Origin of the sequence: Peribacillus sp. FSL K6-1552 (assembly GCF_038005205.1) — a bacterium.
In the GTDB taxonomy this organism is placed as follows: domain Bacteria; phylum Bacillota; class Bacilli; order Bacillales; family DSM-1321; genus Peribacillus; species Peribacillus butanolivorans.
Genome location: NZ_JBBOST010000001.1, coordinates 1284728 through 1303422 on the forward strand (window position 1 = coordinate 1284728; position 18695 = coordinate 1303422).

Sequence of the window (18695 nt, forward strand, 5' to 3'; positions counted from 1 at the left end):
AGTGAGTTACAATAGCAAAAAGGAAAGCGCTTTCCCTAAAATTTCTTAATATTAAATATTTTTACTGTTTGTTGCAAACCAAACATTAAAATTAATAGAAGGAGTGTGAGTAATGGGAAATATCCGTTGGGGAATTATTAGTGCTGCCAATATAGCATATGATGAATTTTTACCGGCATTACGCCGTTCAGACCGTGCAGCATTAGTAGCTGTAGCATCGAAAAGCTTAGAAAAGGCCAAGCGATTCAATTCCCCCCACATTTATGGAAAGTATGAACAACTAATTGAAGATTCATCGATTGACGCAATCTATATCCCTTTGCCAAACTCTCTTCATACAAAATGGGCGGTGAGGGCAATGCAAAAGGGAAAACATGTTCTTCTTGAAAAACCAGCAGCGTTAACAGAAGCCGATATGTACGATGTGAAAACAGCAGCCCAAGAAAATAATGTAGTTTTTATGGAAGCTTTCATGTACCAATTTCATTGTCAGCACAAACGAGTGAGGGAATTACTGGAATCCGGTATTATCGGGGATTATCTCCATGTTAAAGCTCATTTTTCCTGGATGCTTGAAGACTCAGGTGATATTCGTTTGAAACCTGAACTAGGAGGAGGTGCTATGCGAGATGTCGGATGTTACGGCTTGCATGCGGTGACACAAATTGTTGGCTTTAAACCTGTCCAAATCTCAATGAGCGGTAAAATGGATCAAGACAACGGAGTGGATATAACATCGACTTGCGTATTGATTGATGATCAGAAACGAACTGCTGAAGTAACAGCTTCATTGGAACTCTCGTTTATTAATCGTTATGAAATCTTTGGTCCAAGGGGGTCCATTACAGTTGATTGCGCTTTTCGTCCTGACGTATCGGATGATAAACACGGCAAAATAACTGTTAAAGATGACATTGGCAACGTGATTCTTTTTGAGAAATTTAAAGACGATCAATATTTAAACCAGATTGAACATTTTCATGATTGTATTCAAGAAGGGGGAAATCCTGACTACAACGTGGATCATTCGCTTAAGATGGCCCGTTATCTTGAAATAAGTTACCAATCATTGCACAGTAAGTCTGTGCTGACGGATGTTAACTAAAAAGGAGAAAATAATATGACAAAAAAAATTCGAGCAGCTGTACTTGGACTTGGAAGACTTGGATATTGGCATGCAGTAAATGCTGCTACAAGAATTAAAAATGCAGAACTTACGGCAATATGTGATGTGAACATGGAGACAGCCAAGCGTGTTGCAACAGAGTTAGAAGTGCCATTTTTCACTACCAATCCGGATGATATTCTTCAAGACGATACAATCGAAGTAATGATTATTGCCTCTCCAACAAGCACACATTTTGATTTATTGAAAAAAGCGTCTGAATCAGGTAAAGCTATTTTTGTTGAAAAACCACTTACGATAGATATAAGTGAAGCAAATGATATTAAGAGAATAATAGAAAATAACAATACCATATGCCAGGTTGGTTTTATGCGTAGATTCGATCCGGCTTACGTTGAAGCGAAAAAGCGAATTAATGCTGGCGATATTGGCGATCCGATATACTTCCGTGGTATTTCCCGTGATCCTCATGCACCCCATGAAGCGTTTATCCAGAATAGCGGTGGTATGTTTGTCGATGTTTCCATCCATGATTTTGATATTGCTCGTTATTTGATGAATTCCGAAGTGACTTCAGTTCATGCTCATGGACGAATCTTGAAATACCCGTTCATGGAAAAATACGGAGATGTTGATCAATCTCTTACGTATTTAGAGTTTTCATCTGGGGCTGCAGGAGATGCAGAGGCAAGTCGTAATGCCCATTATGGCTACGATATTCGTGCAGAGGTCATTGGGACAGAAGGCTCGATCTTTATAGGGAATCTTCGAAATCATGATATTCAGATTTTAACGAAAGCGGGTAACCTGCATGATATATTACCGGATTTTCCAACTCGTTTTACGGATGCCTACAATTTGGAGCTTTCAAGCTTTTTCCAGGTTGTGGCTGAAAAAAGAACACCAAGTGTCACAGTAGACGATGGCGTAAAGGCACTCGAAATCGCTTTTGCTGCCCGGGAATCTTATCAAAATGGAAAAAAAGTTGAACTTTAGTATATAGAGGGATAAAGAATTCATTTTGTTCATGAGTTTTAATCTGAAAATACTAAATATTCAAAAAATGTATTGAAAAATAAATATAATAAAATTATACTTTAGTTAGGAAAGCGCTTTCTTTAAAAAGAAAAGGTAAATGACGAAAAGAGGTTTGCACATGGTTAATCATTCAGGGTATCTCCTCGAAATGAAAGGGATTAAAAAAAGTTTTGGTCAAAACCATGTTTTAAAAGGAATTGATTTAGATGTAATGGCAGGTGAAGTTCATGTATTACTAGGGGAAAATGGTGCAGGTAAGTCCACACTTATTAAAATTTTAACAGGAGCATATGAAAAGGATTCCGGAGAAATTTTTTGGGAAGGTAATTCTGTCCAACTTGATACACCCCTTGATGCTATGAATCTAGGAATTGCTACGATCTATCAAGAATTGAATGTCATTCCTGAATTAAAGGTATATGAAAATATATTCCTTGGAAGGGAATTGAAACGTGGCGGAAAATTTTCATTACTTAATCAAAATGAAATGCGTAAGGAAGCAAAACGCTGTTTGGAGATGCTTGGCCAGAGCCCTGAACTTGCAGATAAGCAATTGGGGGAGCTGGGAATCGGGCAGCAACAACTTGTGGAGATTGCGAAAGCGCTTACTCTAGATGTTAAATTAATCATTATGGATGAGCCGACTTCCAGTCTTAGTGGAACAGAAGTGGAGCAGCTATATCGATGTGTAGAACAACTTACGCAAAAGGGCATTGCGATTGTATTCATTTCCCATCGGTTAGATGAAATCAGAGAAATGGGCGATAGGCTTACCATCCTTCGCGACGGATTTAAAATAGAAACGCTACCGGTCAAGACAACAGAAACTGATTATTGGATTGAGTTGATGGTTGGACGGGCGCTGGATGAGAAATATCCTAAGCAATCATTTACGCTTGGCGGTGAAGGGTTCAAGGTTGAAAACATGGAAGTGGCCGGGTCAAAAGAACCAGTAAGCTTTTCGATCCGACACGGTGAGATAGTCGGCATCTCCGGACTAGTTGGGGCTGGACGTACAGAATTAGCAAGAGCTATTTTCAGTGCAGATGACCGGGGGAATGGAAAGGTCTTCATAAATGGAAAGGAAGTTCGAATCAAATCACCTAGGGATGCAATTGATGCGGGCATTGCTTTTATAACGGAGGATAGGAAAAGTGAAGGTCTCTTACTGGATCAGCCGCTAGATTTTAATATTGCCATGGCTAATATGAATAAATTTACGAATAAATTAAGACTCGTTGATTTAAAAGGTCTACGTGAAGAAGCAATAAATTATATAAAGGAATTGAAAGTTCGCCCAAATAACATAGATCTTCATGCTAGAAATCTAAGTGGGGGAAATCAGCAAAAAGTCGTTATTGCCAAATGGTTATGCACAAAAGCAAAGGTTTATATCTTTGATGAACCTACAAGAGGGATTGATGTTGGTGCAAAAGTTGAAGTATATCGCTTAATGAATCAGTTAGTTGAAAGCGGTGCCATTGTGCTGATGATATCTTCTGATCTTCCTGAAATTCTTGGTATATGTGATCGGGTCTTAGTGATGAGTGAAGGGAAAATAACCGCTGACCTAGAAATTGGAGAAGCCTCTCAAGAACGAATAATGAAGGCGGCAACAGGAGGATGAAATTATGAATGAAGCAGTCATACAAAAACCAGAGAATGATTCACCAAAACAAAGTAGAACCATTAAGACTTACGTAAGTAAATTTGGGCCATTAATCGGTCTTATCCTTTTAACGACAGTCCTGACATTTCTATCGGACAAGTTTATGACATTGAACAATATCATGAATATTGCTCGTCAGTCTTCTATTAACGCCATACTTGCAATAGGCATGCTTCTTCCGATTTTAACAGCCGGTATTGATTTATCTGTTGGTTCCATTCTTGCAGTCTCTATCATGGTTATGGGAATTGTTTCCGTCACGATGGGATTAAGTCCAATCTTGGGTCTTCTTGCCTGTCTGTTCGTAGGCGCTGGATTCGGTTTAATTAATGGTTTGCTATTAACGAAATTACGTTTGCCCCACCCGTTTATTTCTACACTTGGTACGATGAATATTGCACGTGGAATTGCACTAATCATTACGGCAGCGGCTCCAATTGCTGGTTTTCCATATTTAATCCAATTTTTAGGACGGGAATTTGTAGGTCCCATACCTGTTAGCTTCCTTCTAGTAATCGCTGTATATATCATCTTTCATATTTTCTTGACAAGGACACAGACAGGGCGATATATATACGCAATCGGTGGTAACAAAGAAGCCGCTCGTCTCTCGGGTATCAATGTTGATCGTGTATTGATCATAGTATACACAATTAGTGGTTTAATGGCAGGTCTTGCAGGACTTGTAATGGTTGGACGAGTAAATTCCGCGTTCCCTCTTGCAGGTCAATCATATGAACTTGATGCAATAGCGGCAGTCATTATTGGTGGCGCTAGCTTCATGGGAGGCGTCGGTACTGTCTGGGGTACATTAATTGGGGCAATGATCATTGCTGTGCTCAGAAATGGTTTAAACCTTCTGAACGTTCCTGCTGATTTCCAAATGGCAGTAATCGGTTTTGTAATTATCGCAGCCGTTTTTGTTGACGTACTCCGTCAACGCAAAAGTAAAAAAAGATGATCAATTATAAATTCATTTCAAGTATATCACTATAATTTGGAGGTAGAAGAATGAATAGGAAACTAAAATGGTTTGGAGCGACATTAATGGTAACGTGTATGGCATTAGTGACTGGTTGCGGCGACGCAGATAAAAAAGCGAGCGGCGGTGAAGGTGAAAGTGTAGCAGTCGTTTTAAAAACTTTATCAAGTCCTTACTGGAAATATGTAGAGGCGGGAGCAAAAGCTGCTGGTAAGGACCTTGGGGTAACTGTAACAGTGGTGGGTCCATCTGCAGAGTCGGAAGTGATCCAGCAAGTTAATATGCTTGAAGATCAAATAAATCAGTCACCTGGCGCAATTGTAGTCGCTCCTTCACAACCTGAAACGGTTGTACCGGTGTTAGAAACCGCAGCTCAGAATGTACCTGTATTACTTATAGATTCAGATGCTGATTTTGAAGGAAAAACAACCTTTATCGGAACAGAAAACCGGACTGCAGGTTTGGAAGGTGGGAAATTGTTGGCTTCTATGCTTCAGAAAGGAGATAAAGTGGTTTTAATTTCAGGAGCACTCGGCAATCCGGCTACTGATGCGAGGATTAAAGGGGCGAAAGAAGCGCTTGAAGAAGCGGGTCTGGAAGTTGTTGCAGAACAACCTGGAGATAGTGATAAAACAAAAGCGATGTCAGTAATGGAAAATATTTTGCAGAAAAATGGAGATGTTAAAGGTGTTTTCGCAGCAAATGATGATATGGCATTAGGTGTATTGCGTGCTGTAGAAGCAAAAGCACTGGATATTAAAGTTATTGGTACTGATGGAACGGAAGAAGCAGTTGAATCCATTTTGGAAGGCAAGCTGGCTGGCACCATAGCCCAGAGCCCATATAACATGGGGTATCAAGGTGTTGAAAATGCCTTGAAAGCTATAAATGGGGACAAGATTGATGAGCGATTAGATAGCGGGATTGACATCATAACAGTAAAAAATGCAGAAGAAAAATTAGAATTCTTAAAAAGTATTTCAAAATAAGGAAAACTATAGTACCCGCAAAATTCCTTCATGCTAAAATAAAGTAAAGGATATTTTGGAGGAGTTTTGAAAACATATGAAGCAGCCTACAATTTATGATGTAGCAGAAAAGGCAGGCGTCTCAATTGCCACGGTATCAAAGGTGATAAATAAAACAGGACGAATTAGCGATAAAACGAGAAATAGAGTAACGGAAATCATGCAAGAACTTGAATATCAGCCAAGCACTGTTGCAGCTGCGCTGACAGGGAAGAAGACATTCACAATCGGAGTGCTTGTCCCTGATATTTCAAACCCTTTTTTTGCTGAGGTTGCGAGGGCCCTGGAAAATAATGCTCGTGAAATTGGCTATGCCATTATTTTATGCAGCACAGATTATCAACGGGAAAGGGAACACGACTATTTAGAGCTCCTTATAAAAAAACAGGTGGATGGAATTATCATCGCAACTGAACCGAATGATCGGGAGGTTTTTAAGAAGCTTCAAAGCAGGAATTTCCCACTCTTGATGTTCTCAGTCGATCACCCCTCTTTTGTTACAACTAATGTTGTTACGACAGATGATATACGGGGTGGATATCTTGCAGGGCGTTATTTGTTGGATAAAGGACATAGGCATATTGCAGTGATTGCCGAATTAAACCGGGCAAGTGGAAACCTTCGATTAGAGGGCTTTAAACAATCACTGATTGATGAGGGGATTAAGTTGAATGAAGAACAAGTGATTCATTCTAAATCAAAAATTGAAGACGCCAGAATAGCTGCCAAGGAAATTTTAAAATTAGAGAATAGGCCCACTGCGGTATTTGCGTCAACAGATTTAATTGCTGCCATTTTTATGAATGAAGCACGAAAGGAAAATGTAGCTATTCCTAATGAAATATCGGTGATTGGTTTTGATAACACCATACATGCAGAAATAGCATACCCAGGCTTAACGACAATCGCTCAACCTATAGATGAATTGGCAAGTTATGCCATTAATCAACTGTTGCTGTCAATTGAAAAGCCGAATAAATCTGGGCATAGGATCATGCTTGCACCAGTACTTATAGAACGTAATTCAGTAAGAGACTTAAAAGAAATAAAAAGTTAAGCTTAATGAGCCAACCGGTTACAACCCGGTATTTTATTTATTAGGTTAAGCGCTTAATTAGGGGGATTAGGTCAATGACACTGACTGTTGGAATTATTGGAGCAGGTCGTATTGGAAGATTACATGTAGATAATTTGAAGGTGATTCAGCAAATCCGAATTAAAAGTGTTTCGGATGTTGCAATTGAACATCTTGAAGAGTGGGCGATAGAGAAACGAATTGAAGTATTGACAACGGATTACCTTGAATTGCTTAGTGATCCTGAAATCCAAGCAGTGTTTATATGCTCACCAACAAATACACATGCAAATATTATTAAAGAAGCGGCTGAAGCTGGAAAACATATTTTCTGTGAAAAGCCAATTAGCTTCTCAGTGGAAGAAACAGAAGAAGCACTTACTGCGGTGAAAAGTGCAGGTGTAAAGCTTCAAGTTGGTTTTAACCGTCGCTTTGATCCGAATTTTCGTAAGATTCGAAACCTCGTTCAAGAAGGTGAAATCGGGATACCTCATATTTTGCGAATCACTTCACGTGATCCTCAACCGCCAAGTGCTGATTATATTAAATCTTCAGGCGGATTGTTCATGGATATGACGATTCATGACTTCGACATGGCTCGCTACGTTATGGGCAGTGAAGTTGTGGAGGTGTTTGCAAATGGAACTGTGTTAGTGGACCCCGCTATTGAGGAAGCAGGCGATATCGACACAGCCATCATAACTTTGAAATTTGCAAATGGTGCACTAGGGGTTATCGATAATAGCCGCCGTGCCGTCTATGGATATGATCAACGTCTTGAGATTTTTGGGGATAAGGGTACTGCACAAGTGGATAACAACAGGGCAACAACTGTTGAGGTTTCAACAAATGATCATGTAAAGAAAGAAAAGCCGCTTTACTTTTTCCTTGAACGCTACACTCAAGCATATATAGATGAAGTAACTGAGTTTGCATCGGCATGTCTTGAAAACCTTGAAGTGAGTTGTAGTGGCTTTGATGGCATACAAGCTGAGCGTATTGCTAAAGCTGCAAAACAATCACTAGAAACGGGAATTCCGGTTCAGTTGAAGCAGACTGACCAAACCGCTACATATTAATTAAAAGGAAGAAAGAATAATATGAACCAGCTGAAATAGAAATGGCTTCTAGAGCCGGATGCGAAAATTTTGCCGGGGAATTTAAGAAAATACTTCTGCGTTACTAAAAGTGCGCAGGCTTTTTGACTGATAGGTAACACCCGAGGTTAATAGTATTAACAGTCCGAGGTGCAGCAATTGGAAAGCCAGTTAGTGTCAGAGAGAAAGTTTTACGAAAAACTTTTTTGGAAGTGATCTTACTAACAATAAGGGAGTAATGTAATGAAACTTTCAATATGTAGCTGGATTTTCGGCGATATACCTATAGAAAAGGTTATGCAATTTGTGTCACAAACAGGATATGATGCAATAGAAGTTCGAGCAGCTGTGAATGACTATAAGTGGAAAGACCTTTTACATCTTTCCAAAGAATTGTCTTTGGAAATTGGAGGTTTGACAGGAGATTCAGGCTGGCCAAATGAAGAACAAGACCTTGCCAATGCTCACTCGGAAAATCGTCAAAAAGCTATAGAGTATTTTAGAAGGCAGATAGAGGCTGTAAAGGAGGTAGAAGGAAAATACCTCGTTGTATGTCCTTCTGCTGTCGGAAAGACTTCGCCGATGGGATTAAATGGGGAGGATTGGAAATGGGCCATTGATTCCGTCCAAAAATTAGTTGAAAAAGCAGGTGAATTAGATATTACACTTGTGATTGAACCATTAAATAGGTATGAAAGCTGTCTAGTAAACAGCGGAGATGACGCATTGCGATTTGTTCAAGAGGTAAGTAATCCAAAAGTGAAAATGCTATTGGATACATACCATATGAATATTGAAGAAGAAGATATGGAAACACCATTTCTGAAAACAAAAGAACATCTAGAAATTATCCATGTTGCGGATAGCAACAGGCGAGCTCTTGGCAGGGGACATATTGATTTTGGACAATTTGCATCCGGTATAAATAAATCTGGTTTTAATGGTCATATTGTTGTGGAATGTATGGCTCCAGGGGTTGATCCTTTCCAAGCAGGTAAAGGATATCCAGCAATGAACCTAATTTATACCTATGCAGAAGAATCCTTGATTTATTTAAAGGAGCTGACCAAGGCTTCTATATAGCATCTTAATTCATGTACCTGGCGGTAACCAAGCGGTATTAAAGCTTTAAGGTAGAAGTCATTAAAGGGAAAGAATAGTTAATTGACTTTTTAACCTTAAATAAATAAATATTGTAGTTTTTCTTTTTAGGGATTATCTGAGATTCTCTTTCTGAGGGTATTCTTTTTCTAAGGCCATCTCATAGTACTGAATATCCATTTTTAAGACGATGGATATTAGGAAATTCCAAATCTTTGACGGCGATTTTCTTTTTTAGGTCCCTCTAGAGTTATGGGTTGTAAGAACTTAATAAGACAGACAAAGGATCAAGTTTAAGGTCCTTTTTTTGTTTAACCAATAATGTAAATCAGAGTCTTAAAATAAAATGTAAAACCGTACCTAGGGAAAAAGGATTATTTTTTTTCTGGTCGAATATATAATGTGAAAGCGTTTTCTAGAGAAGGGGGAGATTGTTATGATGGATACTCCATTGATTATGACGCAAATCATTGAGAGAGCTGAAAAATATTTTCCAAAAAAAGAGGTAGTTTCGCGTACGGACGGTGGAATTCACACTTTTACATATGCAAAAATTGCTGAGCGTACAAGAAGGCTAGCGAGTAACCTTGAAAAATTCGGTATCAAGACAGGTGACCGGATCGGAACACTTGCATGGAATCATCATCGGCACTTGGAAGCATATTTTGCGATTCCTTGTCATGGGGCTGTCCTACATACAATTAATATGCGTCTGTCTCCTCAGCATGTTTCTTTTATCGTCAATAGTGCGGAAGATCGATTATTGCTAATAGATCCTGATGTCATCCCAATGTTGGAAACGATTAAAGATGAGTTAACAACGGTAGAAGGCTACATCATTATGACTGATAATGATGAACTGCCTGAAACGACACTATCACCTGTTTACCATTATGAAAAGTTATTGGCTGAAGGGAATCCTAAGCAACCATTCATTCAGGATTTAAATGAAAATGCACCTGCCGGCATGTGTTATACATCCGCCACGACAGGAAATCCAAAGGGTGTGGTTTATTCACATCGCGGAATTTTGTTGCATGCGATTGCGCTGGGCCTTGCTGATTCTACAGCAATAAGCGAACGGGATGTGGCTTTGCCAGTCGTACCAATGTTTCACGTTAATGCATGGGGCATGCCATTTGCGAGTGTTTGGTTTGGCACAAAGATGGTTTTACCGGGACCAAACTTTACCCCGAAAATTTTGGCAGAGCTTATAGAAACGGAAAAGGTCACAATCGCTGCAGGAGTTCCGACGATTTGGCTTGGGTTGTTGAAGGAGCTTGAAGAAGGTAGCCATGATACGAGCAGTATTCGCGCTGTTTTATGCGGAGGGTCGGCGGCTCCAAAAAGCATGATTAAAACTTTTGAGCAAAAGTACAGTATTCCATTCCTGCATGCTTATGGTATGACGGAAACAAGCCCGCTCGTATTTGTTTCCAAACCAAAAAGCTATCAGGAAGACTTACCTGAGGATGAACTTTATGAGTTGAAGGCCAAGCAGGGGCTTGTCTCGCCGATGATCGAAATTAAAGTTGTCGGGCAGGATGGTGAAGTGAAAGCGGATGGAAAAGAAATGGGAGAATTACTTATAAGGGGCCCATGGATAGCGGATGAGTATTTTAAAGATGAGCGATCAGAGGGGACGTTTAAAGATGGCTGGCTTTATACCGGAGATGTTGTCACGATAGATGAGGAAGGCTTTGTGAAAATTGTCGATCGGACGAAGGACTTAATCAAAAGCGGTGGAGAGTGGATTTCCTCTGTAGATATAGAGAATACATTAATGGCTCATGAGGGTATCTTTGAGGCGGCAGTCATTGCAGTGCCTCATGAAAAATGGCAGGAACGCCCAATTGCTTGTGTTGTCTTGAAGGATGCATATAAAGAGCAGGTATCACAAGAAGACATAATAGAATTTTTAAAACCGCAGTTTGCTAAGTGGTGGTTACCGGATGAAGTAGTCTTTTTGGATGATATTCCAAAAACGGGTGTAGGGAAGTTCTTGAAAAGGGCGTTGCGTGATCAGCTTCAGGATAAATATATTAAGAAATAAAAGGTGAAATTGAATAAATATAACTTTTTTCTATTACGATAGTAGAGTGAGCATATATAATAAATTTATAGAATGAAAGAGGAGGAAATAGATTGAGTAATGAAACATCATTAAATTCAGGTACGGTTTTAGTCACATATTCGGAACGAACAGCAACTGTTGCTATGAATCGTCCAGAGGCTATGAATGCATTAAATCCGCAAATGCTAAATGATTTTATTTTTGCTCTTAAAGAAGTAAGTGAGAATGAGGACGTGGACGTCGTCATTTTAAAAGGCAATGGGAAAGCTTTTTCAGCAGGCGGAGATATTAAAATGATGCTCGCACCTGATAAAGAAGATGGTTTTAATGACCTGATGGATGGAATTAGTGAATTAGTAACAACCTTATATTTCATGCCTAAATTGACAATCAGTGCCATTCACGGTGCAGCAGCAGGTCTTGGTTTGAGTATTGCGCTTGCAACTGACCATCTTATTGCTGACTCAGAAAGTAAGGTTGCCATGAACTTTATCGGCATTGGATTAATTCCTGATGGGGGTGGACATTTCTTCCTTGAGCGACGTCTTGGTGAAGTGGGAGCGAAAGAATTAATCTGGGAAGGTAGAGTGCTAACAGCGCTGGAGGCTAAAGAAAAAGGCCTCATTCACGAAATAGCAGATGGAACTTTGGAGCAGGCGGTAGAGAGAAAAGTACAAGGATGGCTGAAAAGTCCTGTTCAAGCGATGATCAAGACGAAAAAGATTCTTAGTGAAAAAAATCGTCCATTATTAATAAAGATGCTTGAAATTGAAAAAGCTGCCCAATTTAAAATGCGCCAAACAGCGGATCACCAAGAAGGAATAAAAGCTTTCGTTGAAAAAAGAAGACCAAATTTTATCGGAAAATGAAACGGAAAAGGCAGTCACGATATTGTGACTGCCTTTTTATATAATCAGAAAGAAGATGTATAAAACTTAGTCGACATCTAAATGATCACGCTTCCATTTTTCCAATCAACGATGAAAAAGTAATAACGCGCCTGCGGGTGATGTACAGCGATGTGTTTGATCTTGATAGTTTTTTTCATTTAATAGATTTTGACCTAATTCTTTTGCATGTTCATCATTCTCAGCCGTAAATGATTCATCCAAGAGTTTTTCCCCTGACGGTTCAAATACGGTTAATTTGTATATTCTGCTCATTTTCAAAACTCCCTTTTCAAATAATAGACTGTTTTTTTCGTAATATTTAAACGGTTATTGAAAATTTTATCATTATCTGTCAATTTTGACTATTATATGTAAGGAAAATATATTTAGTAAACATTATTAATTTATAGAATATCAATAGATTCCGTTTTCATTCAGGCCGCTTTTGAAAAATCCGACTTCATTTTATCAGAAGCGACGCCTGACCTTGCAAAGCCATATCAAAAAAAGCCTTTAAAAGAAATAGAAGCTGGTAAATAATGAGGAAGCATACTCTATAGCCTACTGGGCTCTATGAGTATGCTTTTTATTTTGACACTGATTTGGACAGAATGAAAATTAAACCTATTTATTTAAGCGGAATTCTTTCCTTAAAACAAAAAATCATAAATGATATAATAATGTAGTAGAAAGTGCATAAGCCGAAAGGAGACTTTTTTGAATGACAGTAAAAATCGTAAATAATATTACGGAATTGATAGGAGATACACCAGTTGTTAGAATTAATCATTTAACAGCGGAGGGTGACGCGGAAGTATATGTGAAACTTGAATATTTTAATCCGAGTCGCAGCGTAAAAGATCGGGCTGCCTTTAACTTAATTAGGCAGGCTGAACTGGATGGAATTATTCAACCTGGAGCAACAATCATTGAACCCACCTCTGGAAATACAGGTATCGGACTTGCAATGAATGCTGCAGCAAAAGGCTATCGGGCTATTATGATCATGCCGGATAATATGTCAAAAGAAAGAATTAACATATTAAAAGCATACGGAGCGGAGGTTGTCCTCACTCCTGCGTCAGAAAGGATGCCAGGAGCAATTCGTAAAGCCGAAGAACTTGCTGCAGAGATTCCGAATAGCTTTATTCCTCAGCAGTTTGAAAACAAAGCCAATCCTGATATCCACCGAGTAACGACAGCGGTCGAGATCTTAGAGCAGATGGACCGCAAGTTGGACGTGTTTGTCGCAACTGCCGGAACAGGTGGAACGATTACAGGAACGGGTGAAGCGTTAAAAGAACAACTTCCTGATTTAAGAGTCATCGTTGTCGAGCCTAAAGGTTCTCCTGTTCTTTCAGGAGGGAAGCCAGGTCCCCATAAGCTGGTAGGTACAAGCCCTGGTTTTGTACCAAGCATTTTAAATACCGAAGTGTTTGATGAAATTGTGCAAGCGGCAGATGAAGATGCGATTTCGACGATGAAGGATATGGCTGCGAAGGAAGGTATATTAATCGGGCCTTCAAGCGGTGCCTCTGTCTGGGCTGCCCTTCAGGAAGCTCGTCGTCTTGGAACTGGAAAACGTGTCCTTTGCATTGCACCGGATAATGGTGAACGTTACTTAAGTATGGATATTTTTAAATAAATAGTAGAGACCGAATGCTGTGCACGAAACAAAGTGTCTGCCATTCGGTCTTTTTTCTCCTAAATTTGCCGATACTGGTTATCCCGATCCATTACTATAACGGCAGTACTGTAATTCAGATGAGAAAGTATGTTCTATTTATGTTAAAATAAAAGTAAATTGATGTTAGGAACCGAGGTGATTTCAGTGAGCAGTGTGAAGTTCATTCATGCGGCCGATCTACATTTGGATAGTCCTTTTTCCGGATTGAAGGATATGCCGCCATCTTTATTAATGGAAATAAGAGAAAGTCCTTTTAAGGCCTTTCAAAAAATGATTAATGAGGCAATTTTCCATCAGGTTGACTTTATTGTGTTATCGGGTGATTTATTTGATGGGGAAAATCGAAGTCTTCGGACACAGGTCCGCTTTCGAAGCGAAATGGAAAAACTTCAGCAACACCAGATTCCAGCCTTTATCATTCATGGAAATCATGATCATCTCAGCGGATCATGGGTCACGGTTGAGCTTCCGGGAAATGTTCACGTTTTTTCGGGGCAAACCGAAGTGAAATTGTTTCAAAAAAGCGATGGAACGTCTGTCCACCTTTATGGATTTAGTTATCCACGGCGTCATGTAACAGAGCGAATGATCGAAACATACATAAAAGCTGAAGGGGCAGATTACCATATCGGTCTACTTCATGGCAATTTAGAAGGAAATTCTGAGCATAGCCCATATGCCCCTTTTTCGCTAAAGGAACTTTGTGCCAAAGATTTTGATTACTGGGCATTGGGCCATATTCATAAGCATCAGGTGGTATCAGAAAACCCGCTTGTAATTTACCCAGGGAATATTCAAGGTAGAAATCGTAAGGAGTCTGGCGTAAAAGGCTGCCTACTAGTCGAACTGGACGGTGACACTAAGCGACATTCCTTTATCGAAACCTCCGGGGTGATATGGGAAAGTGAAACAATAAAAATTTCTGCAGATTCAAATTTTGATGCTCTGTATAAGATATGCAAGGATGTTCTTGAGAAAAAGCGCTTTGATGGTAGATGCTATCTTTTAGAGATAAAGTTGGACATTGTAGGTTCAGTAAACTATTATGGTGAAATTCTTGAAGAATTGACCAGGATTTTACAGGATGAGGAGCAAGGTGAGTCGTTTGTTTGGCTGTATAGAATCAAAATCATTCAGCCTATATCCGTGGTAAGTTCGAGAGAAAAAATAACGCCGTTTGTGGCTGAAATATCAATGCTTGCTTCTGAATTTGAGGATATTGAGACTGCCCTGGCACCGCTTTATAAGCAGCCAGGAGCAAGAAGATTCCTTGATTCCTTAGAGGTAGAAGAGCAGCAGGAGCTTATGGATGAAGCAGAAAGATGGCTTTTGCAGGTTTTTGAATCAAAAGGATCTTTATAAAAAGGAGGAAAATGGTTTGATAATTAAAGACCTCCATGTTTATGGTTATGGCAAACTGGAAAATCAACGTTTTCCAGAAATGAAACAGCTGCAAATCTTCTTTGGAGAAAATGAATCGGGCAAATCCACAATCATGTCTTTCATTCATAGTATTCTTTTTGGGTTTCCAACAAAAGTTCAAAATGAACCGCGTTACGAGCCTAAAATGCATGCCAAATATGGCGGGAGACTCACTCTCATCACAAAAAAGGACGGGGAAATCTTTATTGAACGGGTGAAGGGAAAAGCCACCGGTGATGTGAAAGTGACGTTCGAAAACGGGAGCGTTGGAGGCGAGCAAGAACTGAATGATATTCTCCATGGAGTTGATAAAAACTATTACCAAGCCATTTTTTCTTTCGACCTTCAGGGTCTGCAGGGATTACATACACTCAGTGAAGGAACCATGAGTAAATATTTGCTTTCAGCCGGGCTGATTGGGAACGATAAACTTCTCGAGGCAGAAACGAAGCTGCAAAAAGAGTTGGATCTCAGGTTCAAGCCATCAGGTCATAAACCTCTACTAAATGTCAGATTAAAAGAACTCAGAGAAGTGCAAAAAAAGGTGAAAGCGGCAGAAGATGAACAAAAGTCATATACGGCTTTACTGCTGGAAGAAACAAAACTTACAGGTGAACTTTCTGAAATCACGGACCAGATCCAAGAGATAGAGGTAAGCCATGTTAACTCGAGTACTTTTTTACGAATTAAACCGTTGCTTGAGGAACGGGAAGAAATTGAATCAAGACACAGTAAGATTAAGGATGTCAGTTTTCCTGTTGATGGTTTAAAAAGGTTTGAACAGTTACAAGCAGTTGGAATGCCAATTAATGCCCAACTAGCCGCCTTGACTGAGAAGGTAGAGCAACTTGAACAAAATCTAGTACAAATCGAGATCAACCCGTTTATCAAGGATCATAAAGAACGAATTGAACATGCAATCGACCAAGGGTCATTGCTAGATAAGCTTGAGTTGGACATGCGCAAAGCGGAACATGAAAGGCTGATGGAAGAAAAGAATATTGAAAAGGTAAAGCAGGAATTATTCTGGGATGTTTCTGATGAAGAAATCAGGAAACTCGATATCAGTACATTCAATAAGGAAAAGGTAAAAAAAGCAGAGAGGGAGAAGCATCGTCTGCAAAATGATAAAAAACAGCTCGATGAAAAATATGGATTGCAAAAAGGGAATCTAGAAACGACGGAAGCACGCTTAAAGGAGATAAAGCAACAGCTATTGACAGAAGAAAAAAGAAACAAGCTGGAGTCTTTATATAACAAGCAGAATAGTACCGGTTCGGAAGAAGCTAAAATCCTGTTTCTTGATGAGCAAATTTTGGAGCTTGAAAAACAATTGAAATTACAGAAGAAGAAGGAGGAGAATAATCGCAAACGTTCGCTGCTCATAAATGGCAGTTTAATAGGACTTTTTTGTTTGGGTGCAATAGGAAGCTTTTTCAGTGACCAGATATTAGTAGGAAGTATACTTCTGACAGCGGCCGTTTTGTTTGCAGTTTCTAGGTCTTTATTCAAGGGAGATGATATATTGTCCGGGTTTACCCGTCAACTTGATGAAGCAAAAAGGAAAAGGGCTGTATTTGAGAGTGAGGAAAAAACTAACAGAGAGATTGAAGGAGAGTCGATGGGGCAACTGCTGGAACAAGATTACCGTCTTCAAAGGCAGCTCGAAAATGAACGGTTTAAATATGAAGAGCGAGAGGAAGCCTTCGAAACGACTATCCAGGAATACGCCGCCTGGGAAGCAAGCAGGGACCGACTAAATAAAGAGGTGAGCACCATCATTAATGGCTGGGGGATGCCTTATTCCGGTGTGGAAATCAATCTTGAATCCGTATTTGAATTGCTTGAGAAGTGGAAGGAAGCCGTTGAAAGGAAACATGAAAAAATCAGACAATATCAATTTTTACATTCAGAGTTTGAAGGTAAATCGGAGGCTTTATTTCAATTTGCTCTAGGGATTGATCTGGAGCCCTCCACTTGGAGGGACGCAATCAGCCTTTTGAAACGAGAAATAAACAATACGATGGAAAAAAACGTTCAACTTACACAATGGATGCAGGAACTGAGCAGTTTAACGAATGAAATAGAGCGGCTGTCGATAGAAAAAGACTATCTTGATGTGGAAAAGGAACAGCTTTTTGCCATAGCGCATGTTAAGGGTGAGGAAGAGTTTCGTCAAAACGCGGTCTTGTTTGAGGAGAAAGTCATGTTGCAAAAACAATATGATTTGCTAAACATTCAAATAGGGCAATCCCGAATGCAGTCTGAACTGATTCAAACTCTCTATAAACAGGGAATCAGCACATATACTCTTGAAAAATTGGAACAAAAGCGTAAGGATTTAGTAAAGGAAAAATCACTTTTATTGGAGAAGCGCTCCGATACGAAGCAAAGAATCAAACAGCTTGAGGCTTCAGGTATTTATGACGATTTACTTCATCATTTTTATGAAGAAAAAGCGGCTTTTAACGAGGAAGCGAAGGAATGGGCAAAATTTGCCATAGCCAAAAGCTTATTAAATAAAACATTAGACCGATATAAACGGGAACGTCTCCCGAAGGTCATCGCTGAAGCAGAACAACATTTTGCCTTTTTAACAAATGGGCGCTATAGGAAGATAAACCTTGATCAGTCAGGTGATGGACTTTGGGTAGAGCGCAGTGATGGCTTGAGTTTCAGTGCTGAGGAGGTCAGCCGTGGAACAGCAGAGCAAATTTATGTTTCCTTAAGGCTCGCGCTTGCTGATCATACTTTTGAGGATGATTCATTTCCACTCATCATTGATGATAGTTTTGTTAATTTTGACGGGGTAAGGACAAAACGGATGCTTGAATTATTGAAAAAGGTGTCGGAAAAGCGGCAAATTTTCTTTTTTACATGTCACCAACATGTATTGGAACATTTCACCGAAAATCAAGTAATTCGGCTATCTAAGCAAGTTTTGCATCAAAATGAGAATGATATAATTATTTCTGAAATATAATGAAATTTAAATTACTAATAAAGAGAGTGAAGGCATTGAATATGAATGAGTTTGTTAACCATCATGATTCTTCTCTGCAGTTAATCATCGAAAAGGAGTTTCCTGATAAACGGTGTGTTGGGGGGAAGTATTCTGCCGAAGAACATACAATCACTTTATATAATAGAGATATCGAAATTCAGTGCGAACGTGTCCTAGGCTCGCTTGAAAGACTTGAGGAGTATACCTGGATTATCTTCACCCATGAGCTGGGTCACGCGTTAGATCCGAATCTTGCTATGCTGAGTGAGGAGTTATCCTGTACGAAAAATCCAGATATCCTTTATCAAATAGAAGTCAATGCATGGAATATTGCCGAGGAACTAATTCCTTTTATCGATCAGGATTTGTTCTTCCTAATTAGAAATGAATCATTGGTTTATTGCACAAATCGCCTGCTTGTTGGTTAAAAAAACCTCTCCCAATATAGGAGAGGTTTTTTGTTTTTTCTTGATTTTACCTAGAAGGGTCATCTATCCTTACT

General features: G+C 39.4%; 15 protein-coding genes. 14 read left to right on the forward strand and 1 reads right to left on the reverse strand.

Annotated features, from left to right (window positions below):
- The first annotated feature begins 112 nt into the window (after positions 1-112).
- From NST21_RS06215 to NST21_RS06260, 10 genes are all read left to right on the forward strand, one after another.
- Positions 113-1105, forward strand: a complete 993-nt coding sequence (locus NST21_RS06215) for a Gfo/Idh/MocA family protein (RefSeq protein WP_340888309.1) — start codon at positions 113-115, stop codon at positions 1103-1105.
- Positions 1106-1120: 15 nt separating this feature from the next.
- A complete protein-coding gene (gene iolG, locus NST21_RS06220; protein ID WP_340888310.1) occupies positions 1121-2122 on the forward strand; it encodes an inositol 2-dehydrogenase in 1002 nt (333 codons plus the stop codon).
- A 160-nt stretch (positions 2123-2282) separates the two neighbouring features.
- Positions 2283-3791, forward strand: a complete 1509-nt coding sequence (locus NST21_RS06225) for a sugar ABC transporter ATP-binding protein (protein WP_056527985.1) — start codon at positions 2283-2285, stop codon at positions 3789-3791.
- A gap of 4 nt (positions 3792-3795) precedes the next feature.
- Positions 3796-4794 carry an ABC transporter permease gene (locus NST21_RS06230; protein ID WP_056527988.1) on the forward strand — a complete coding sequence of 333 codons (999 nt, stop codon included), beginning with the start codon at positions 3796-3798 and terminating at the stop codon, positions 4792-4794.
- 50 nt (positions 4795-4844) lie between these two features.
- Entirely contained in the window at positions 4845-5804 is a 960-nt protein-coding gene (locus tag NST21_RS06235) for a sugar ABC transporter substrate-binding protein (protein WP_340888312.1), read from the forward strand.
- A 76-nt stretch (positions 5805-5880) separates the two neighbouring features.
- A complete protein-coding gene (locus tag NST21_RS06240; protein ID WP_056527995.1) occupies positions 5881-6900 on the forward strand; it encodes a LacI family DNA-binding transcriptional regulator in 1020 nt (339 codons plus the stop codon).
- Positions 6901-6974: 74 nt separating this feature from the next.
- Complete coding sequence (gene iolG, locus NST21_RS06245; RefSeq protein WP_057219540.1) at positions 6975-7997, forward strand: inositol 2-dehydrogenase; 1023 nt, start codon at positions 6975-6977, stop codon at positions 7995-7997.
- A gap of 261 nt (positions 7998-8258) precedes the next feature.
- Positions 8259-9098 (forward strand): sugar phosphate isomerase/epimerase family protein, encoded by an 840-nt coding sequence (locus NST21_RS06250; RefSeq protein WP_340888313.1) that lies wholly within the window; start codon positions 8259-8261, stop codon positions 9096-9098.
- 454 nt (positions 9099-9552) lie between these two features.
- Entirely contained in the window at positions 9553-11169 is a 1617-nt protein-coding gene (locus tag NST21_RS06255) for a long-chain fatty acid--CoA ligase (protein WP_340888315.1), read from the forward strand.
- Between the two features lie 92 nt (positions 11170-11261).
- A complete protein-coding gene (locus NST21_RS06260) occupies positions 11262-12059 on the forward strand; it encodes an enoyl-CoA hydratase (RefSeq protein ID WP_201181981.1) in 798 nt (265 codons plus the stop codon).
- Between the two features lie 105 nt (positions 12060-12164).
- Here NST21_RS06260 and NST21_RS06265 read toward each other — a convergent pair whose 3' ends face one another.
- Positions 12165-12353: a YhzD family protein gene (locus tag NST21_RS06265; protein ID WP_056528009.1), complete on the reverse strand. Its 189-nt coding sequence runs from the start codon at positions 12351-12353 to the stop codon at positions 12165-12167.
- 448 nt (positions 12354-12801) lie between these two features.
- Between NST21_RS06265 and cysK the strand changes: the two genes are divergently transcribed.
- The 4 genes from cysK (at position 12802) to NST21_RS06285 (ending at position 18621) form a co-directional block, all read left to right on the forward strand.
- Complete coding sequence (gene cysK / locus NST21_RS06270) at positions 12802-13725, forward strand: cysteine synthase A (protein WP_340888318.1); 924 nt, start codon at positions 12802-12804, stop codon at positions 13723-13725.
- 186 nt (positions 13726-13911) lie between these two features.
- Positions 13912-15129 (forward strand): metallophosphoesterase family protein, encoded by a 1218-nt coding sequence (locus tag NST21_RS06275; protein WP_340888319.1) that lies wholly within the window; start codon positions 13912-13914, stop codon positions 15127-15129.
- A 16-nt stretch (positions 15130-15145) separates the two neighbouring features.
- Positions 15146-18172, forward strand: coding sequence for an ATP-binding protein (locus NST21_RS06280; RefSeq protein ID WP_340888321.1), 3027 nt, complete (start codon positions 15146-15148; stop codon positions 18170-18172).
- Positions 18173-18213: 41 nt separating this feature from the next.
- Positions 18214-18621 (forward strand): hypothetical protein, encoded by a 408-nt coding sequence (locus NST21_RS06285; RefSeq protein WP_340888322.1) that lies wholly within the window; start codon positions 18214-18216, stop codon positions 18619-18621.
- The last annotated feature ends 74 nt before the right edge of the window (positions 18622-18695 follow it).